Here is a 19,054-nt window from a genome sequence, read left to right as displayed (position 1 = left end):
ATGGAACCCTTTACCCGCCTGACCGCCGTCGCCGCGCCGCTGCTGCGCGACGATATCGACACGGACGCGATCATTCCCTCGCGTGAGATGCGGTCGGTGTCGAAGACCGGCCTGGCTGATGGGCTGTTCGCGGGCTGGCGCTATGTCGGGATCGGCACGCGCGATCTTGATCCCAGCTTCGTCCTGAACCAGCCCGCCTATGCGGACACCCGGATCATCCTGGGCGGCGCAAATTTCGGCTGCGGCTCCAGTCGCGAACACGCCGCGTGGGCGCTTGCGGAATACGGCATCCGGGTGATCGTCGCGTCGTCGTTCAACCCGATCTTCCAGGGTAATTGCATCCGCAACGGCATCGTGCCCGTCACGCTCGAGCCAGGGGCGATAGCGTCGCTGGCGACCGCGCTCGCGCCGGATCCGCAGGGATTGCGCATCACCGTCGATTTGCCGACGCAAATCCTGACCGGTCCGGACGGTACCGCCCACGCCTTCCCGATCGCGGACGAGGCGAAGGAGATGCTGCTGGACGGGCTCGATGCGATCGACCTGACGCTGAAGCGCCGCGCCGAGATCGACGGCTTCGTCGCCAACGATCGGGTGCGCCGCGGCTGGGTCTACCTCGGCTGAGCAAGCCCGCCGAGGAATGCCACGACATCATCCTCGCCGACGACATCGGCATATTTGGCGTTCATGTCGAACAGGTTCGCTTCGTGCGGCGCGGCATGACGATCGCCGCACGCGTCGGCGACGACGGTCGTGCGGAACGCATGCGACATCGCATCGACGCAGCTCGCGCGAATACAGCCGCTCGTCGTCAGGCCGGTCAGTAGCACGCTGTCGATCCCCATCGCGGTCAGCGTCGACGCGAGCGAGGTGCCGAAAAACGCGCTCGGATATTGCTTCGAGATGACGAGCTCGTCCGGCTCGGGCGTCAGCCCCTCGGGCCATGCACCCATCGGATTGCCCTTCAGGAAGTGACGGAGCGGTGCGGCCTTTTCGTAGAAGCGGCCGCCATCGATCGCGCTGGGATGATAGACGACGTTGGTCAGTATCACTGGAACCCCCGCCGCCCGTGCCGCCGCGCGTACCCGGAGCGCAGAGGCCAGCGCGTCCTCGACGCCCGAGTACAGGTCGCAGGCCGGGTCGAAATAGCCTTGGCAGAAATCGATCATCAGCAGCGCAGGGCGGCATCCGAAGCCGACTTTGGTGCCGTAGACGCCTGCATAATTGGCGGTCAGATCGTCGCTCATGATGGTTCTTCCGTCTCGAACAGCCAGGGCTGGATACGTCTGTGGCGGTCCTCGAAAGCCGCGATGGCGTCGCCACGCGCGTTCAGGATCATGTCGGTCTCGTCCCACCCGTTGAGCAGCGCGAGTCGGTGTTGCGCGGCGATCTCGAATGCGAGGGGTGGCGCGTCGCCGACGCGGATCGTCTGCGTCTCCAGGTCGATGATGAACGGCTGTCCACTTTGTGCTGCGGCGGCCAGCGCTGCGATCGTTGCGAGGCTCAGGACGATCGGCAGCACCCCGTTGCGGAAGCAGTTGCCGTAGAAGATCTCGCCGAAGCTTTCTGCGACGACGCAGCGGATGCCTTGGCCGAGCAGCGCCCAGACCGCCTGTTCGCGGCTCGACCCGGAACCGAAGTTCGCACCCGTAATCAGGATCGGAGCATCTCGCCACGGCATTTGGTTCATTACGAACGATGCGATTTCTTCACCCTGCGTATCGAAGCGCCGGTCGTGGAACGCATAACGGCCGAGCCCGTGCCGGTCGGTGATCAGCAGAAAACGCGCGGGAAAGATGATGTCGGTGTCGATATTCTCTTCGAGCAACGCGGCGGCGGTTCCGCAAAGGCGGGTAAAGGGCTGCATGTCAGGCTCCCAGCTCGCGGACATCGACGAGGTGCCCGACGATCCCCGCCGCTGCTGCCATAGCAGGACTCATCAGGTGCGTGCGGCCTCCGGGGCCCTGGCGCCCTTCGAAATTGCGATTGGAGGTTGAGGCACTGCGCTCGCCGGGCGCGAGGCGGTCGTCGTTCATCGCGACGCACATCGAACAACCGGCATGTCGCCATTCGAACCCGGCCGCTCGAAAGATCGCGTCGAGCCCTTCGGCCTCGGCCTGATGCTTGGTCGCGGTCGATCCGGGAACGACGATGCCGCTGACCCCTGGTGCAATGCGCCGGCCTGCGACGACATCCGCCGCCGATCTAAGATCCTCGATGCGGCCGTTGGTACAGGACCCGATGAACACACGGTCGATGACGATGGTATCCAGCGGCGTTCCGCCCGCTAAGCCCATATAGGCGAGCGCCTTTTCCACGCGGCGGCGCACCCCGGGATCGGCGATCGTCGCGGGATCGGGCACGCTTTCGGTCACGGGCGCGCAATCCTCGGGGCTGGTGCCCCAGCTGACATGCGGGGCGATGTCCGACAGGTCGATCGTCACGATCGTGTCGAACGCCGCATCCCTATCGGAGCGAAGCGTGCGCCAGTACTCGACCGCCCGCGTCCACATTGTGCCGGCCGGTGCCATCTCGCGCCCCTTAAGATAGGCGAAGGTCGTATCATCGGGTCCGATCAGGCCGATCCGGCCGCCGGCTTCGATCGTCATGTTGCACAGCGTCATGCGCGCGGCCATCGACATGGCGGCGACCGCCGGGCCGGCATATTCGACCGCGTGACCCGCTGCACCCAACGCACCGACCTTGGCGATGAAGGCAAGCGCGACGTCCTTGGCGGAGACGAACGGCGACAGCGTGCCGATCAGGTCGACGCGCATCGTCTTGGCGCGTGTTTGTTTCAGGCACTGCGCGGCCATGACCGTCCCGCATTCGCTGGCACCGATCCCGAACGCGAGCGCGCCGAACGCGCCGTGCGTGGTCGTATGGCTGTCGCCACAGACCATCGTGATGCCGGGCAGCGTGAACCCCGTCTCGGGACCGATGACGTGGACGATCCCCTGTCCATCGCCCTCGAGCGCCCGATATGGTACCGCAAAGGCGGCGGCGTTGGCTTCGAGCTCATCGACCTGTGCGGCGGCCTGCGGGTCGGCAATGCGCGTGCCGCGCGCGCTGGTCGGTACGGCATGGTCGGCGACGGCAAGATGCGTCTTCGGACGCCGCAGTCGCCGCCCCGCATCGCGCAGCGACTGGAACGCCTGCGGGCTGCTGACCTCGTGGACGAGGTGACGATCGATATACAGCAGCGCATCGTCGCCCGGCAGGTCGACGACGACATGGGCATCCCACAATTTCTGATACAGGGTCGTCGGCATGGGCGGGACGATAGGCGATAGGCACGGTCTTCGCCCGTCCTGACCACGGGGTATCCGTGTGGCGATCAGAGGTGTCCGTCGATCCGCCGAGCAATCATCGCCCGACGCTCGATGGGTCAACGACAGCACCCGACATCCTGGTCGCACCGTGGACACTGCGGCGTCGCCGCGCCGTGGTCGTGGCGCGCGCGCCTAAACCGTCCTGCGCCAGATGCGCGGGGAGAGTTGCGATGGAACGGCGTGCACCCGGATCAGACGATATGCCGGGCGGTCTCGCGGCGGGGATGGGGGCACGCGTCGTCACCGGCGGCGTGACCGGGACGATCGGATATCTCACTGATGGGCGGGACACCGGGCGCGAGCGGTTCGAGATCCTGCATCATGCGGACGGCCACGTCCTGCGCGCGGTGTGCGAGATCGACGACGAGGCCTTGCTGCGCGACGTGACGCTCGCGATGGACGCGGACTGGCGCGCGCGCGACGGGTTTTGCCGGATCGTCAAGGCCGGGGTCCCGTATGCGACGATGTGGTTCGACGTCGACGACGACAGCGTCCGCATGGCCGCCCGGGTCGGCACCCGTGCCAGCCACGTGACGTTGCCCACGCCGACCCGCATCCCCTATCTCGGGCTTCACCCGCTGCAGGGCGACGCCCTGATCGCGGCGATCCGTGGTACCGAGGACCCCGGACGGTTCATCGGCATAGCGGCCGTCACCAATTCGGTGTCTCCGAACGGCGACGAAGCCTGTGGGGCGGTGCCACTGCGCATCGATGTCGCCTATCTCGGCCGGGAGGCGATATCCGTCGTCGCGGGGGACTTCGTGGCGCGCCGCTATGCGATCCGCTGGCGTGACGACTGGCCGGCTGCCGATCTATGGGTGCGCGACTCCGATTTCACCTTCCTGCGCATGCGCTGGGATCAGGTTCCGACCGTCTATGAGCTCACGTCCGTGACGACGCTGCCCTAGACCGACCGTCATCGCAGCGGTGCGATGACGGTCGATCCGCAGGCCGCTCAGGCCGTGCCGGAGGTCACGAACCACGACCGGAACACGCCATCGGACGTATCGCCGAACTTGAGCGGCGAATGCGGTCCGGCGAACGCGGTCGATTGGTAGCCGACCTTGACGTCCTTGAACCCCGCAGCGCCCATCAGTGCGCCGTAATCCGCCGACAATGCACCGCGCCAATAAGGTTCGTTGTTGAACTCGGCCTCGATCTCGGCGGACAGTTCCTCCCACATCATGCCGAACGTGTTCATCAACGGCACTTCGAGATGGATCGCGACGCCACCCGGCCGGAGCAGGCGACGCGATTCGGCGAGGATGTTCGACGCGGCCGCCTGCGATGTCTCGTGCAATACGACACAACTGAACACGACGTCGAAACTGCCGTCGGCAAAGTTGGTGTGCTCGGCGCTCTGCTGCGAGAAGTGGACCGGCGCACCGAGATGCTCGGCCCGTGCATGCGCATAACGGAGGATCGACGCCCCGACGTCGATCCCGTGGATCTCCGCGTCGGGGAACCAGGTCGCGGCGGGCACGACACTGGTGCCGATGCCGCAGCCCATCTCGAGAATCTTCAGCGGCTTCATGTCGGGATAGGCGGTCGGCAGATGCGCCATCGCGGTATGTCCGCGCAGGTCGTTGAGCATGCCGCCGTTGCGCCCCAGCATGAACACCGCTCCACCGCGATCCATCACCGCGCCCTGCAGCAGCGATCCGTCGTCGAGCGCGTTACCGCCCGGCATCAGATGGATATCGGCACCGGTGATGTAGGCCGGCGCGACGAAATCGGGATCGAGCGTGACCGAACCGCGCGGCGTGGCGATCTGGCCGAGTGCCTCAAGGGTGTCCTTCTGACGCTCGACGCTTTCGCCCACCGCGGACCACAGGTGCCGCTGCGATTCACGCTTGAGACCGATCCAGGTCTTGAAGCTCTCGATGCCCATCATCCGGTCGCGCAGATCCTCGACCGGGCTGTTGCTATTGGCCAGTGGCGCGACGGCTTCGAGCTTCTGCGCGATCGCCCGCTGCGTCGGTTCGAGCGTACCGCTGACGAACACCTTCAGGTCGCGGACGAACATCTGCTCGACGAGTTCGTCGTGGTTGGGCTGCGCGATCATCGGGTGGCCGAGCATCGCGGGGCTGCCTTCGTTCATGCCGGTCATGCTGCATCCTCGGATCGGGGGTGGCGTTGGTGGCGGAGAGGGCGGCAAGGTCGGCCTCGCCCGCTTCGTGAAGCGCACGGAAGATCTTGGTCATGCTCTGCTGCCGCAGTTGGTCGCGCTCGGCCTGCGCGGTCGCATCGGGAACGAACGCATCGATCGCACCCGGCGCCAGGACCGCGTTCTCGACCAGGAGCCGCTCGCACGCGTCGATCCTCGCGCGCATCACCGTCTGCTGCGAGGCGAGCGCGACGATCATCGACATCGTCTGCGCATCCACCAACCGCTGGCCGGGAATGGTCGCCAACCCCTTGGGGGTCGTGGGAAGCGGGGTCGTCATGTCGGTTCTCTCCGGACTGCCCGAGCCTAGCCGGGTCTGGAAACTTGGAGGAAAACTGGCGTGGCTAGTCCGTCGCTGCAATGCGCAATTTCGACATATCGCTATACCGGAAATGCATCACGCGTCACTTCGGATCGCGTTGCATGTGCGTGCGAAGCGATTGCAGCACCGCCGCGACGCCCTGGGTCGGGATCGCTGACTTCAGCGTGATCATGCTCAACGCATAGGGAAAATGAAGCTCTGGCATGTCAAGCACGCGCAGCGTTCCCCCGGCAAGTTCCCGCTCGACCAGGAACCGCGGCACGATGCCGATCAACGACCAGTCGAGGATCGCGGTCATCAGGAGGTGCATCGAGGAACAGTTCAGCCGTTGCGCCGGCACCGTCAGGTTGCGTCGAAAGAATGCGCTCTCGAAGCGATAGCTGACCGACATCTGGTGCGGCACCACCCAGTCATAGGCGCTGAGGTCTGCCATGCTCCGCTCGCCCGCGAACACCGGATGACCGCTGCGCGCGACCGGAATCATTTCCTCGTCGGCGAGTTCCTGAAAGGTGACGTCGGCATGGTCGCTGCGTCGTCCGCTCATATAATCGGGCACGATGCAGAGCGCCGCGTGCACCGCATGCTTGCGGACCTGTTCGAGCAGCTCCTCGAGCGTGCCGGTCGAGATCACGATATTGCGCTTGTCGGGATGCTGCGTCAGCGCGCCGAGTGCCGCGGGCAGTCCGCGGTAGAGCAGGCTGGGCGAAACCCCGATCCCGACCTGTTCTATCTCTTCTTCCTGCGGCGTCTCGAACAAGGACTGCGCACGCGCGATCTCGTTGATGATCGATATCGCATGGGGCAGGAGGCGGCGGCCCTCCTCGGTGATCGCGGTGCCACGCGTCGTGCGGTCGAACAGCTTGGCGCCCATCGACGCTTCGAGCTGGGCGATGCTGCGCGACAGGTTTGGCTGGCTCGTGCGCATTTTCCGCGCGGCGGCGGCAAAGCCGCTGCTTTCGGCGACGTTGACGAAATGTTCGAGCGCGCGAAGTTCTATGGCCATGCCCAAGGCGTATAACCATATAGTGGAAACAGGTATAGACCGTCGCCGCGTCCCGCCGCAGGTTTAACCTATGATCGGTGATGTCGACAGCCTGGATATCAATCCGGACGGGGCCAGACGGGCGGCGGGCGGGGTGCCCAGCGTCCGCCGGGGTTATGTCGATGGCCGCTATGGGCAGATCCACTACCGACATGCCGCCGTGCCGGGGCGTCCCGCCGTCCGCTCGTGCTGTTGCACCAGACCCCCGCATCGTCGTTCGAATATGAGCCGCTGATCGCGGCGATGGCGACCGATCGTCACGTCATCGCGTTCGATACGCCGGGCTATGGCATGTCTGACGCCCCGCCAGCGGCCTTGTCGATGACCGGTTATGCCGAATGCCTCGTCGAAGCCGCCGCGCTTCTCGGCCTGACGTGCGATACCGGATGCGATGTCTTCGGCGTGCATACCGGCGCGCTGCTCGCGATCGAGTTCGCGCTCGCGGCGCCAGTTGCTGTCCGCCATGTCGTCTGTTCGGGCATTCCCATGCGCAGCGCCGCCGAGCGAGCCGACCGGCTTCAGGCCGCGCACGATGCCACCGACGCGCTGGACGAAGCGGGCACGGGCGCCCTGGCACTCGCCGCGCCGCTCTGGGATTTCATCGTCACGCAGCGCACGCCGGGCGTGCCGCTCCGTCGTGCCGCGCAACTCTGGGCGGACAAGCTCGCGCCGATTGACCGGGCGTCCTGGGCATATCAGGGCGTGTGGCGCTACGACTATGGTGCGCGCCTGCCGCTGATCCGGCAACCCTTCCTGCTGCTCCAGCCACCCGAGGACATCGCCGCGCAATCGCGCGCCGCGGCCGCGCTCGTATCCGATGCGCGGATCGTCGAGATCGAGCGCTTCCCTCGCGACATTCTCGAGTTACCCCAATCCCTCGACCGGATCGGGCAGGCGCTGCGGCGCTTCCTCGACGGTCCGCACACCTAGGAGATCAGCATTGGCCACCGTCGTCCAGGAGCCGCTCGTCGAGACGCCTCTCGTCAAAGCCGTCGTCTCGCATTCGGTGCTCGACCCAAGTTTCATCGCCGCCGAGATGACGCGCCGCTACGCGCTGTCGGGCAAGGTCACCGCGTTCCTGCTCTACCGCGGCATGAACGACGTCTACCTCGTCCAGGACGACAACGAGCGATACGCCGCGCGGGTCTGGCGCAAGACCTACCGCGACGTCGACGAGGTCGCCTATGAGCTGGATTTCCTCGATTACCTGCGCGGCGAGGGCTTCGCCGCCTCGACCGGCGTTCGCGCCAAGGACGGCAATCTCTACTTCAAGGTCGATCTGCCCGAGGGCGAGCGCGCGATCGCGCTGTACGACTGGGCGCCGGGGCACAAGTTCGGCGACATGCTCGACATCGGCATCGCCGAGCGGATCGGCGCGACCTTCGCGCAAATGCATATGCACGGTCTGAAATATCACGGCGACGCACCGTTCTCGTCCGACAATGCGTGGCGCTTCGAGGAGACCGTGCCTGCGCTGCTGGCGTTCGTCTACGATCGCCCGGACGACCTGCATGATTATGCGATCATCGCCGACCGGCTGAAGCAGCGTCTGATCGATCTCCAGGCCGAAGACGTGCCGATGGGCATCTGTCACTGCGACTTCCACCCGAGCAACGTCCATGTGTCGGAGGACGGGCAGATCACGCTGCTCGACTTCGACGGGCTCGGCGAAGATTACATGATGCAGGACGTCCAGAACTACGTCTGGGGCAATCTGTTCTACGGCTTCTCGCCAAGCTATGGCGAGGCGTTCGAGCGCGGCTACGAGACGGTGCGTCCGTTCACCGAGGCCGAGAAGGCAAACAAGGAGCTGTTCCTGCTCGCCAAGGCCTTCCGCCTGGTCGCCGGCATGGCGGAATCGTCGAAGAGCGTCGGGCGCGGCACGCTGCGCTTCCGCGGGCTCGACTGGCTCGGCGAATACATCAAGTCGCGCGCACGTCCCCTGGGCCTGCTGTAAGCGCATGACCAGCCCGAACCCCACCGCCGCAACATCTGCCATCGCCACCGCGTCCGCCGACCAAGGCTATCCGCCGCCGTTGCGCGCCTGGACGATATTGCTGCTGCTGTTCGTCGCGTCGATCGTCTCGGTGATCGACCGCGGGCTGCTCAACATCGTCGTCGATGGCGTGAAGAGCGAACTGCTGATCTCGGATGTGCAGATCGGCTTGTTGCAGGGGCTGGCATTCGGGCTGTTCTACGCGGTGATGGGTGTGTGGCTGGGCGTCGTCGCCGACCGCACCTCGCGCCGCTGGTTGATCGTCATCGGCATCTTCGTGTGGAGTTGCGCGACGATCGGCGGCGGGCTGGCCGGATCGTTCGGCGAGCTGTTCCTGTCGCGCCTGCTGGTCGGGCTGGGCGAAGCGGCGCTGGCGCCCGCTGCGATCTCGCTGATCGCCGACCTGTTCCCGCCCGGTCGACGGGGGCGTGCGGTAGGGTTTTACATCATGGGCCAGGCGATCGCGCAGGGCGTGTCGATCTCCGTCGCGGGGTTCCTGCTGGGGGCGGCCGCGCGCGGCGATTTCGCCGGCTGGCCGATACTGGGTGGGTTGGCGCCGTGGCGGACCGTGTTCGTCGTGTGTGGCCTCGCCGGCACCGTGGTTGCGCTGGCCTTCCTCGCAACGCGCGAGCCGCCGCGCCGTGGTGCGGTGATGACGACGACGCGGGAAAGCTGGGGTTCGCAGGTATCGCGGACACTCGCGCATTTCTGGACCGAGCGCAGCAAGTTCGTCGCCATCTATCTCGGGTTCGCCGCGTTTTTTCTCGGCACCTACGGTGCGTTCGCGTGGCAGGTCGCGATGATCTCGCGCAAGTTCGGCGTCACACCCGCCGAGGTCGCGCCACTATTGGGGCCGATGGCGATCGTGTCGGGGTTGCTCGGCCCGATCGTCGGTGGCTGGATCGTCGATCGGATCGTCAAGCGGTCCGGGCATGACGCGATTCCGAAGCTGCTGGTGATACTGCCGTTCGTCGCACTGCCGTCGGCCTGCGCGGTGCTCGCGCCCAGCCTGACGCTTGCGTGCGTGCTGTGCGGGTCACTTGCCGGGATCACCGCGATGGTCGGTGCGGCGACGCTCACCTATCTGCAGGCCGAGGCGCCTGCCGACATGCGCGGGATGGCGATCTCGATCACCGGCCTCATGAACACGGTGTTCGGCGCGGCATTGGGCCCGGTGCTGGTGGCGGTGCTGACCCAGCATGTGTTCGGGCGACCCGAACTGGTCGGTTACGCGATCCTGTGCGTCGCTGTGCCAGCCTATCTCGTGGCGGCCTTCTGCTTCGCGCGGGTGGCTGGTGCGAACCGAACCCCCGCATTCAAGGTGGCGGCGGCATGATCGCCGATACGACAGACTGGCTCGCCCAAGACGACGCGCTGCTCGACGCGCTGCGTGACGGGGGCCCGATGAACCTGCCGCGCGCGTACGAGGTGATGGAACGATTCGATATCGACGGTATCGTCGTCGGCGATCCGCTCAACGTCTATCACATGCTCGGCTACTGGCCCCAGATCGGCACGACGCGGCTGGGCCAGCCACCGACGACCTTCGCGATCCTGTCGCGTGACCAGCGCCAGAAACCGGCGATCGTCACGTCGCATTTCATCTATTACTACACCTTCGCCGACGGGGGCGCGCGATCGGGTATCCAGAGCTACCTCTTCGTCGAAGCGGGCGACGACGGCGATCCAGACGCACTGGGTGTGCGGCACGGCATGTTCGCCGACCGAGGCACGGATCCACGATCCGATGTCGAACTGCGGCGCGACATCGGCACCGACGCCGTCCTGGCCGTCGAACCGCTGCTGCACGACGCTGGTGGTGCCTTGACCCGAGCGCTGAAGGCGATGGGACTCTGGAACGGCCGGGTCGCGTTCGATCATCCCGTGATCGCCGAAGTCTGCGAGCGGCACGATCGGCCGGGTACGCTGGCGCCGGCCGACAATATCCTGCGCTGGATCCGGATCGCCAAATCGCCGCTCGAACTCGCGCTGATGCGGCGCGGGGCAGGGGCCAATGCCGCCGCGGTCAACGCCGTGGTCGCGCAACTGCGCGAGGGTGCGAGCTATCACCAGGTCCGCAACCTGTTCGGCGTAGAAAGCGCCAAGCGCGGCAATCGGTCGCTGTTCATGACCGTCGACCGCGTCTCGTCGGACCTGCCGACCGGCGACAGGATCCGCGACGGGCAGTCGCTGTTCCTCGACGGCGTCGGGCACTTCCAGAATTACCACGGCGACTATGCACGCACCGTCTTCGTCGGCGAGCCTGCGCCGGCCGCCAGGCGTGCGGCGGCGGCGGCGGTGCTCGGCTGGGACGCCATTCGCGAGCAGCTGCGCCCCGGCCTCGACTATGCCGAGATCGCAGCGCTCGGCTACGCGGCGCTCAAGAAGGCGGGGGTCGCCGACATGATCGGCTTCGGCCCGCACAGCGTCGGCCTGATGCATTCCGACGAACCGGGGCTCGAAGCGGGCGGCTTCTACAAGAAGCACAATCTGACGCTCGAGCCCGGCATGGTGATCAGCGTCGACTGTCCGGTGGTCGAGGTCGGCATCGGCGGCTCCATCCATATCGAAGACCTGGTCGTGATTACCGTGGACGGCTGCGAGCCGATCCACGCGATCGGCGAGCACGTCATCACAGTCTGAAGGATCAGTATGTTACTTTCCGCATGTATGGATCCGTCGTTGGGCGGCGTCCCTGCCCTGACCGCCAAACTGGCCGGGATCGACGCGACCGGCATTGATTTCCTGCTGCTCGGCAATGATGTCGATGGCGTCGTCGCGCCCGCGGGCATCGAGGCGCTGGTGACGATGCCGTGGGCTCTGGGCGTGGTGCGCAATGCGGTAGTCGTCGGCGTGCTGCCGGCGCTGCACAGCCTGCCGTTCCACGTCGCCCGCGCGCTGTCGGCGATCGATATACTGAGCGACGGGCGTTCCGGGTGGATGCCGACCTGCACCGACCCCGCACGCTTCGATACCGCGTACGGCGCGAGCTATGCGTTGCCCCCGGGCGAGGCGGTGGTGAAACATGACGACTTCATCGGCGCGACGCAGGCGTTGTGGGACAGCTGGGACGGCGACGCACTGGTCCTCGACAAAACGAGCGGCGTGTATCTCGAGAGTACCAAGGTCCGCCGGGTGCACTATGAGGGACCGTATTTCTCGACCGTCGGCCCGCTGAATGCGGCACGACCCAAGCTCGGCTATCCCCTGCTGTTCCGCGAACCCGTCGGGGAGATCATCGACTCTACCGTGCCGGCGGACGTTGTACTGATCGCGGCGACATCGGTCGGCGACGTCAAGGCGCAGATCGAACGCGCCGCCGCCGCGCCCTATCGCCCGGCGATTCTTCTCAAGAGCGTCGCATCCGAGGTCGCTGCGACGCTGGCGATCGCGCAGGCCGTTGGCGCAGCCGGCATTCATCTGACCGGCAACCCCGATGTTGCGGCGATCGCCGCCGCCCGTGCGCTCGTGCCCGCAACCGCATTCCGGGCCGGCGATTGCTGGCGCAGCCGCATCGGCGTCCCTCGCCCCGCCAACCCCTTCAGCAAGGCCGCGTAAAATGGAAAACCCCAATGGCCGCCTTCACCTCTGGGCCTTTCTCCAGGGTATCGGCTTCTATCCCGGTGGCTGGCGCGACCAGGACGCGACCCCCGCCGCGGTGTTCGACCGCGCCTATTACGAGCGTGTCGCGCGCACTGCTGAAGCCGGCTGTTTCGACGCGATCGTGTTCGGCGACCAGCTCCAGGGCCGCGACGCCGCCGGCCGCACGCCCGGTCGCCTCGCGATCCCGACGCTCGATCCGTTCACGCTGCTGTCGGTGATGGCCGGCGCGACCAGCCATATCGGCCTCGTCGCGACCGTCTCGACGACCTTCAACGAACCCGCCGAGGTCGCCGCCAAGTTCGCCGCGCTCGATTACCTGAGCGGCGGTCGTGCCGGCTGGAACATCGTCACCACCGCGCACGTCAACGCCGCGCTCAATTTCGGTGAGACCGAACTGCTCGACAAGTCGCTGCGCTACGACCGTGCGCAGGCGTTTCTCGACGCGACCGAGGTCTTTTGGCGCAGCTCCTGCGACGGCAAGTCGGACGCGCTCCAGAACGCGTGGTTCGATTTCGCCGGCAAGCTCGCCATGCCGTGCCCGCCACAAGGCCGTCCGCTGATCGTCCAAGCCGGACAGTCGCCCGACGGTCGTGCGTTCGCGGCGGGTAGCGCGGAGGCGATCTTCTGCGCCGCGCCGACGATCGAGGCGGGGCGCGATTATCGCAACGACATGCGCGCGCGCATCACCGCGGCGGGTCGCGACCCGAACCTGGTGAAGATCATGCCCGGTCTCGCCTTCATCCTCGGCAGCACCGAGGAGGAGGCGCGGACGACGCAGGCCCGGATGCACGAGTTCGCGGACGACGCGCTGTGCATCGAATATCTGAGTGAATCGATCGGCTACGACCTCACCGTCCACGCTCCCGATGCGCCGATCCCGATCGAGGACATCGCCGCGACGTGCGAATTCCCGCCCGCTGATATCCGCAAGATGATGGCCCCGGCGATCGAGAGCGGTCGCAGCCTCGCAGACTTCTGCCGCGACTATGCGGGCAAGCCGCGCGGCCATGGCATCTTCGTCGGCACGCCCGAGCAGTTCGCGGATCACATGGAAACGTGGATCGACGCCGAGGCGTGCGACGGATTCACGTTGCAGCCCGCATTCATGCCGCTCGAACTCGACGTGTTCTGCGCAGAGGTCGTGCCGATCCTCCAGCAGCGCGGGCTGTTGCGCAAAGCGTACCAGGGATCGCAACTGCGCAACCATCTCGGCATGGCTGCATGATCGCCTCGCACCGGATCGAACGCGCGTTCGTCTCGATCGACGAGGGGCAGGTCCACCTGCGGCAGATCGTCGCCGCCGATCCGGTGCACGCGCCGCTGTTCCTGGTCCACGCCTCGCCCTCGTCGTCGCGCTGGATGGCGCCGTTGATGCAGGCGCTCGCAGCGCAGGGGCGGACGGTGATCGCGCCCGACACGCTGGGCAACGGCGACTCCCCGCGCCCGCGCAGCTTGAGCCCGACATCGCCTATTTCGCCGACAGCGTCGTCCGCCTTGCCGATGCGATGGGGATCGATCGGTTCGACGTGTACGGCACGCATACCGGCGCGCGGATCGCGTGCGAACTGGCGGCGGCCTATCCCGACCGGATCGTGCATGCGGTGCTCGACGGCATCACCGATTACGGCGACGCGATGCGCGACAAGATCCTCGCGAACTATGCGCCGAAGATCGTCCCCGACCAATATGGCATGCATCTGAACTGGGCGTTCAACTTCGTCCGCGACCAGGCGCTGTTCTTCCCGCATTTCGAAAAGATTCCGGCCAACCGCCTCAACGGGCCGATGCCGTCGCCACAGATCCTCCACGACGCGGCGCTCGACGTCCTCAAGGCGCTCGATACCTATCCGCTGCCGTATCTGGCGGCGTTCCGGTACCGTGCGCTCGAGCGTATGCCGCTCATCGAGGCACCGGTGCTGCTGCTCAAGGCAGACAGCGAACTCGCGGTCCTCAACGCCTCGGTCGCCGCCGCCGCCGCCGCCATTCCCCGCGCGATGATCGCTGCAGTCGCCTCCGATCCCGCAGCCAAGGCTGGTGCGATCACCGCCTTCCTCGATACGCCAGCATGACCGGCGCAGGATCACAGACCATGACGGCAACTTGCCCCGCCTCCGCACCGATCTCCGCGGCGGACACCCGATTGTCGATGCGAACCTGCCTCGGCTTCGGTGTCGGCACGGTCGGCGTCTCGGTGATGCTCAACGCAGTCACCGCCTATTTTCCCGCGCTGATGACGACGGTGCTCGGCAAGTCGCCGGAGATCGCCGGATACCTGTTGATGGTGTCGAAGCTGTACGACGTGTTCGCCGACATACTCGTCGGCACGATGAGCGACCGGACGCGCAGTCGATGGGGCCGGCGGCGCCCGTTCCTGTTGTTCGGCGCGGTCGTGTCCGCCGGCTCGTTCCTGATGATCTTCGCGCCGCCCGTCATGAGCGACACCATGGTCACACTCTATATGCTGGTCGCGCTGATTCTCTATTCGACCGGCTATTCGTTGTTCAACGTGCCGTACATGGCGATGCCGTCCGAGATGACGGAGTCGAAATACGAACGCTCGCGGCTGTTGTCGTTCCGCACGGTGTTCGTGTCGATAGGCCAGCTGATCGCGATCGCCGGGACTGCCGGGATCATCAGCTGGGGCGGCGGTGGCGCGCGCGGCTATATGGTGATGGGCTTCGTCATGGCGCTGGTGATCGTCTCGGCGATGACCGCGTCGTTCTTCGGCACCGCCAACGCGCCCGAGCTAGAGCCCAAACCGCATGCGCCGCACATGGACGGCAGCCAGTTCCGCCTGATTCTGCTCAACCGGCCGTTCATGCTGCTGGTCGGCGCGAAGGTCTTCCAGTTCCTGTCGTTCGCGAGCGCCGCGACGACCAGCCTGCTGTTCATGCTCAACGTGCTGAAGGTCGGCTACGCGGGCCAGATCAAGTTCGCGATCGCCAGCAACGTCACGGTAGCGCTGTCGATGCCGGTCTGGCTGTGGCTGGAACGGCGGACGGGCAAGCGCAACGCGTATCTGATCGGTGTAGCCTGCATGTGCGCGGTGTCGCTGAGCTGGCTGACCGCGGATGCGTCGATCACCGATGCCGGGCTGGTCGCACGCGCGATCTTCGCCGGGTTCGGCTCGGGCGGGATGATCCTGCTGTCGATCTCGATGCTCGGCGATACGCTGGCCTATGATCGCGACATGACCGGGCGGCACCGCGAGGGGCTGTTGTCGAGCGTGATCGCGGTGATCGAGAAGACCGCGTTCGCGTTCGGCGTCGGACTGGTCGGCGTCTATCTGGGTTACGCCCATTACATGCCGACCAAGAACGGACAGCTGATCACGCAGCCAGCATCGGCGATTACCTCGCTCTACGTCGCGTTCGCGGTGCTGCCCGTGGTTCTCTACGCCTGCAACGCGGTGTTCATGACGCTCTATCCGCTCGGGGGACGGAGCGACGTCGTGCGTCGCCCTGAGATTGATCCAGGTCAAGAACAAGCATAGGCGGCAGGCAACTCCGGCATGCTCCGCCGAGAAGCCGGACGGCAGGGCAAACAGGCCTCCCACGTTTCGTTCAGCACGCCCGGCACCCGTATCGCAGCCAAGGACCCGCGCATGAAGATTTCGCTTCGATCGATATTTGGGCTTGCCGGGGCGGCGGTAACGCTGATCGCAGCGGTACCGGCTCCTGTACCGGTCCCCGTACCAATTGGCGGACCAATTGACGTTCCGACGCGCCTGACCCTCGAACAATTGCGTATCGAGCTTGGCCGACCGGCCGATCGCTACATCGATGTGGCCGGGGTCCATGTCCGTTACCGAGACGAAGGTCGCGGACCGGTGCTGCTCCTGCTGCACGGATCGCGCAGCACGCTGGACGCGTGGGACGGGGTCGCTGCCGAACTGAAGGCGCATTACCGCGTCGTCCGGTTCGACCAGCCGCCGACCGGGCTGTCGGGACCGGTTTCCGACGCGGTGGTTGCCCGAATCGGTGCGCCCGAAGCGTTCACCGCCGCCTTTCTCGACGCGCTGAAGATCTCGAAGGTGACGCTGGTCGGTGTGTCGAGCGGCGGCACGCTCGCCTATTATTTCGCCGCGACCTATCCCGAGCGCGTCGCTGCGCTGGTGCTGTCGAACACGCCGTCGGATTCGGTAACCAACCTGAAACTGCCGTCGACGCCGGCGCTCGACGCTTCGCTCGCGGCCGCCAAGGCGACGGGGATCGAAGGCCGCGATTTCTGGCAGGCATATCTTGCGTTCCTGTACGGCGACCAGAGCCGGCTCAGCGCCGCGACGGTCGACTATTATTATCGCAGCAACCTGCGCGTCGCCGAACCCAACAAGTTCAAGCTGCACGCGCTGACCGCAGACGGGCAGACGACGATGGCGCGGCTGCACAGCGTGAAGGCGCCGGTGCTGATCCTGTGGGGCATGCATGATCCGGTGATGACGCCGACCGAGGGGAGGGCGCTCGTCGCGCATCTCGATTCCGCGTCCGCGATCAGCTTCGTCGGCATGCCAGACGTCGGCCATTATCCGCCGATGGAGGTCCCGCACCGGTTTGCGCTGATGGTCGATGCCTATCTGCAGGCGATCCGACCATGATCCGCGTTTCGCGTGCGATTGCAGCGGCCGCGCTGCTGTTCGCGTCGGCCGCTCATGGTGCGGACGTGCGTTTCGTAGAGGGCGGCGGCGGCCTGCCGATCGCGATGGAGGAATGGGGCAATCGGGCGGGGCCCGCGGTGGTGCTGATCCACGGCGCGGGCTTCTCGAAGGAATATTGGGCGCCGCAGGAGGCCGATGCCGAACTCGCCAGGCGCTTTCACTTCGTAGCGTTCGACCTGCGCGGGCACGGCGCGTCCGGCAAGCCATGGCGCGAGGAGGCGTATGCCGACACAGGTTTGTGGGCCGACGATCTCGCCGCGGTCATTGCCGCGGCCAAGCTCGACCGGCCGACGATCGTCGCGTGGTCGATGGGGGGCTATGCCGCCGTCGATTATGTCCGGAAATACGGGACGGGATCGCTCGCGGGACTGATGATGGTGTCGACCACCGGCGGTCTGATTCCCGCGAACAAGGTTGTGCGCGCGGACCCGGCGTACGGGCGGGCCAACTCGGACCTGATGTCGGGCGACCTCGACCGGTTCGCGGCTGGCGGCGATGCGCTCGTCCCGTTCATGTCGGGCAGCACGCTGTCGGCTGCGACCCGCGCGGCCTGGGTGCGGCAGCAGTTCAGCTGGCCGGTCTATAGCCGCAGAGCGATGCGCGGTTTTCGCATCGACAATGCCGACATGGCGGGAAAGCTGCCGCTTCCCGTGGTGTTCGTGGTCGGCGGCAAGGATGCGGCGATGCCGGTCGCCGGGCTGAAGACGCTCGCCGCCAGCCTTCCGCACGGGCGCGTGCTCGCCTTTGCCGATGCCGGCCATACCGTCAGCGCCGATACGCCGGTCGCGTTCGATGCTGCGCTCTCCCGTTTCGTGGACGACGTCCATTCGCCGGCCACGCGTTAGGAATTGTTAATGACCTCCTGGATCAAAGGCGCGTCAGGCGTCGTCGCGTTGTTGCTGCTCGTCGGGCTCGCCTGGTACGTGCCCGCCCGTGCCGGGTGGTTCGCCAGCGACCGCGCCGCGTTGGTCGAGCGCTATGCGGGCGCACCGTCGCAGTTCTTCAAGATCGACGGCGTCGACGTGCATGTCCGGGTCGAGGGGAAGGGGCCACCCGTGCTGATGCTGCACGGCACCGGCGTCAACCTCCACGAATGGGATCCGCTCGTCGAGCGGCTAAAGCCCTATTACACGATCGTCCGGATGGACTGGCCACCCTATGGCCTGAGCGGCCTCGATCCCAAGGCCCTCTATACGACCGCACGCGCCGCGGAGTTGGTCGGCGGCGTGCTCGACCGATTGGCCATTTCGAAGATCGCGGTGATCGCGACCTCGAACGGGTCGAACGTCGCACTGCAATATGCGTCGGGCCACCCGGAGCGGATCACCGCGATGGCGTTCTCGATCCTTCCGCTCGAGCGCCCCAGCCAGACCCGCGCGGTCGACTGGAAGATCCGGACAATGATGGCGTTCAACAAGGCAGTGCTGCCCGATTACCATCCGAAGATCTTCTACAAATGGGTATTCCAGGACACGTCGCATCCCGGCTGGGACGTGCCGCCGTACCTGACCCGGATGATGTATGATCAGGCGAACCTGCCGGGTGCGGTCGCGCGCCAGCAATCGTTCCTGAAATCGAACGCCGAGTTGTTCAAGACGACCGATGTCGGTGCGATCGCCGGGACGATCCGCGCGCCGGTGCTGCTGCAATGGTGCGAGCGCGATACCGTCATCGCGCAAGGGGCGGAGGCGTCGGTCAGGCGCTTCGCCAACACGCATGTCGACCTCGTGCGCTACCCAAATGTCGGTCACTGGCCGATGTGGGAAATCCCTGACCGGTTCGCGCAGGATATCAAGACGTTCCTCGACAGGACCGTCCCCGCGCACTGAGACGGAGATCAGCGACCCCCACTATCCACACAGCGGTCAACGTCCATCATCCGTCTTATAGGAACCATGTGACGATATCATGATCGTCGCGAAAGAAGGGTGCACGAGC

18 protein-coding genes are annotated in these 19,054 nt (G+C 66.1%); 13 read left to right on the top strand and 5 right to left on the bottom strand.

Annotated elements, in window-relative coordinates; translation table 11 throughout:
- Positions 1-624, top strand: a complete 624-nt coding sequence (gene leuD, locus QP165_RS03615; protein WP_333993875.1) for a 3-isopropylmalate dehydratase small subunit — start codon at positions 1-3, stop codon at positions 622-624.
- Here the strand turns inward: leuD (QP165_RS03615) and QP165_RS03610 are convergent.
- From QP165_RS03610 to leuC, 3 genes are read right to left on the bottom strand one after another with little or no spacing between them, the layout of a single operon-like run.
- Positions 612-1,247 carry an isochorismatase family protein gene (locus QP165_RS03610; protein ID WP_333993873.1) on the bottom strand — a complete coding sequence of 212 codons (636 nt, stop codon included), beginning with the start codon at positions 1,245-1,247 and terminating at the stop codon, positions 612-614. The genes leuD (QP165_RS03615) and QP165_RS03610 overlap by 13 nt on opposite strands.
- Complete coding sequence (gene leuD, locus QP165_RS03605; RefSeq protein WP_333993871.1) at positions 1,244-1,867, bottom strand: 3-isopropylmalate dehydratase small subunit; 624 nt, start codon at positions 1,865-1,867, stop codon at positions 1,244-1,246. Before leuD (QP165_RS03605) ends, QP165_RS03610 begins: the two co-directional genes overlap by 4 nt.
- A gap of 1 nt (position 1,868) precedes the next feature.
- Positions 1,869-3,272 carry a 3-isopropylmalate dehydratase large subunit gene (gene leuC, locus QP165_RS03600; RefSeq protein ID WP_333993869.1) on the bottom strand — a complete coding sequence of 468 codons (1,404 nt, stop codon included), beginning with the start codon at positions 3,270-3,272 and terminating at the stop codon, positions 1,869-1,871.
- A 230-nt stretch (positions 3,273-3,502) separates the two neighbouring features.
- Here leuC and QP165_RS03595 point away from each other — a divergent pair, with 230 nt between their 5' ends.
- A complete protein-coding gene (locus tag QP165_RS03595) occupies positions 3,503-4,240 on the top strand; it encodes a hypothetical protein (protein ID WP_333993868.1) in 738 nt (245 codons plus the stop codon).
- Between the two features lie 47 nt (positions 4,241-4,287).
- On the opposite strand, the gene QP165_RS03590 is transcribed toward QP165_RS03595, so the two are convergent.
- Together QP165_RS03590 and QP165_RS03585 are read right to left on the bottom strand one after the other, a co-directional pair.
- Positions 4,288-5,442, bottom strand: coding sequence for a class I SAM-dependent methyltransferase (locus QP165_RS03590; RefSeq protein WP_333993866.1), 1,155 nt, complete (start codon positions 5,440-5,442; stop codon positions 4,288-4,290).
- Between the two features lie 461 nt (positions 5,443-5,903).
- A complete protein-coding gene (locus QP165_RS03585) occupies positions 5,904-6,824 on the bottom strand; it encodes a LysR family transcriptional regulator (RefSeq protein WP_333993864.1) in 921 nt (306 codons plus the stop codon).
- Between the two features lie 231 nt (positions 6,825-7,055).
- Between QP165_RS03585 and QP165_RS03580 the strand changes: the two genes are divergently transcribed.
- From QP165_RS03580 to QP165_RS03530, 11 genes are all read left to right on the top strand, one after another.
- Positions 7,056-7,793, top strand: a complete 738-nt coding sequence (locus QP165_RS03580) for an alpha/beta fold hydrolase (RefSeq protein WP_333993863.1) — start codon at positions 7,056-7,058, stop codon at positions 7,791-7,793.
- Positions 7,794-7,803: 10 nt separating this feature from the next.
- The gene (locus tag QP165_RS03575; protein WP_333993861.1) at positions 7,804-8,820 is read left to right on the top strand and encodes a phosphotransferase enzyme family protein; all 1,017 of its coding nucleotides are present in this window, start codon (positions 7,804-7,806) and stop codon (positions 8,818-8,820) included.
- A 4-nt stretch (positions 8,821-8,824) separates the two neighbouring features.
- Complete coding sequence (locus tag QP165_RS03570; RefSeq protein ID WP_333993859.1) at positions 8,825-10,195, top strand: MFS transporter; 1,371 nt, start codon at positions 8,825-8,827, stop codon at positions 10,193-10,195.
- Positions 10,192-11,502, top strand: coding sequence for a M24 family metallopeptidase (locus tag QP165_RS03565; protein ID WP_333993858.1), 1,311 nt, complete (start codon positions 10,192-10,194; stop codon positions 11,500-11,502). The genes QP165_RS03570 and QP165_RS03565 overlap by 4 nt, the downstream gene beginning before the upstream one ends.
- A gap of 39 nt (positions 11,503-11,541) precedes the next feature.
- Positions 11,542-12,417 (top strand): LLM class flavin-dependent oxidoreductase, encoded by an 876-nt coding sequence (locus tag QP165_RS03560; protein ID WP_333993856.1) that lies wholly within the window; start codon positions 11,542-11,544, stop codon positions 12,415-12,417.
- A 1-nt stretch (position 12,418) separates the two neighbouring features.
- Positions 12,419-13,687, top strand: coding sequence for an LLM class flavin-dependent oxidoreductase (locus QP165_RS03555; RefSeq protein WP_333993854.1), 1,269 nt, complete (start codon positions 12,419-12,421; stop codon positions 13,685-13,687).
- 280 nt (positions 13,688-13,967) lie between these two features.
- Positions 13,968-14,531, top strand: coding sequence for an alpha/beta fold hydrolase (locus QP165_RS03550; protein WP_333993852.1), 564 nt, complete (start codon positions 13,968-13,970; stop codon positions 14,529-14,531).
- A 20-nt stretch (positions 14,532-14,551) separates the two neighbouring features.
- Entirely contained in the window at positions 14,552-15,955 is a 1,404-nt protein-coding gene (locus tag QP165_RS03545; RefSeq protein WP_333993851.1) for an MFS transporter, read from the top strand.
- Positions 15,956-16,066: 111 nt separating this feature from the next.
- Positions 16,067-17,056, top strand: coding sequence for an alpha/beta fold hydrolase (locus tag QP165_RS03540; protein ID WP_333993849.1), 990 nt, complete (start codon positions 16,067-16,069; stop codon positions 17,054-17,056).
- Entirely contained in the window at positions 17,053-17,961 is a 909-nt protein-coding gene (locus tag QP165_RS03535; RefSeq protein WP_333993848.1) for an alpha/beta fold hydrolase, read from the top strand. Before QP165_RS03540 ends, QP165_RS03535 begins: the two co-directional genes overlap by 4 nt.
- 9 nt (positions 17,962-17,970) lie before the next feature.
- A complete protein-coding gene (locus QP165_RS03530) occupies positions 17,971-18,945 on the top strand; it encodes an alpha/beta fold hydrolase (RefSeq protein WP_333993847.1) in 975 nt (324 codons plus the stop codon).
- The last annotated feature ends 109 nt before the right edge of the window (positions 18,946-19,054 follow it).

The sequence above is a fragment of the Sphingomonas sp. 22R3R2A-7 genome (genome assembly GCF_036856055.1).
In the GTDB taxonomy this organism is placed as follows: Bacteria; Pseudomonadota; Alphaproteobacteria; order Sphingomonadales; family Sphingomonadaceae; genus Sphingomonas.
The sequence above is the reverse complement of the archived record's forward strand: the minus strand, read 5'-3'. Positions and strand labels throughout refer to the sequence as shown.

Coding starts and splice junctions, on each gene's coding strand:
- leuC (WP_333993869.1), bottom strand. CDS start 3,272: ATGCCGACGACCCTGTATCAGAAATTGTGGGATGCCCATGTCGTCGTC.
- QP165_RS03550 (WP_333993852.1), top strand. CDS start 13,968: ATGGGGATCGATCGGTTCGACGTGTACGGCACGCATACCGGCGCGCGG.
- QP165_RS03530 (WP_333993847.1), top strand. CDS start 17,971: ATGACCTCCTGGATCAAAGGCGCGTCAGGCGTCGTCGCGTTGTTGCTG.
- leuD (WP_333993875.1), top strand. CDS start 1: ATGGAACCCTTTACCCGCCTGACCGCCGTCGCCGCGCCGCTGCTGCGC.
- QP165_RS03555 (WP_333993854.1), top strand. CDS start 12,419: ATGGAAAACCCCAATGGCCGCCTTCACCTCTGGGCCTTTCTCCAGGGT.
- QP165_RS03545 (WP_333993851.1), top strand. CDS start 14,552: ATGACGGCAACTTGCCCCGCCTCCGCACCGATCTCCGCGGCGGACACC.
- QP165_RS03585 (WP_333993864.1), bottom strand. CDS start 6,824: ATGGCCATAGAACTTCGCGCGCTCGAACATTTCGTCAACGTCGCCGAA.
- QP165_RS03565 (WP_333993858.1), top strand. CDS start 10,192: ATGATCGCCGATACGACAGACTGGCTCGCCCAAGACGACGCGCTGCTC.
- QP165_RS03570 (WP_333993859.1), top strand. CDS start 8,825: ATGACCAGCCCGAACCCCACCGCCGCAACATCTGCCATCGCCACCGCG.
- QP165_RS03610 (WP_333993873.1), bottom strand. CDS start 1,247: ATGAGCGACGATCTGACCGCCAATTATGCAGGCGTCTACGGCACCAAA.
- QP165_RS03540 (WP_333993849.1), top strand. CDS start 16,067: ATGAAGATTTCGCTTCGATCGATATTTGGGCTTGCCGGGGCGGCGGTA.
- leuD (WP_333993871.1), bottom strand. CDS start 1,867: ATGCAGCCCTTTACCCGCCTTTGCGGAACCGCCGCCGCGTTGCTCGAA.
- QP165_RS03595 (WP_333993868.1), top strand. CDS start 3,503: ATGGAACGGCGTGCACCCGGATCAGACGATATGCCGGGCGGTCTCGCG.
- QP165_RS03535 (WP_333993848.1), top strand. CDS start 17,053: ATGATCCGCGTTTCGCGTGCGATTGCAGCGGCCGCGCTGCTGTTCGCG.
- QP165_RS03590 (WP_333993866.1), bottom strand. CDS start 5,442: ATGACCGGCATGAACGAAGGCAGCCCCGCGATGCTCGGCCACCCGATG.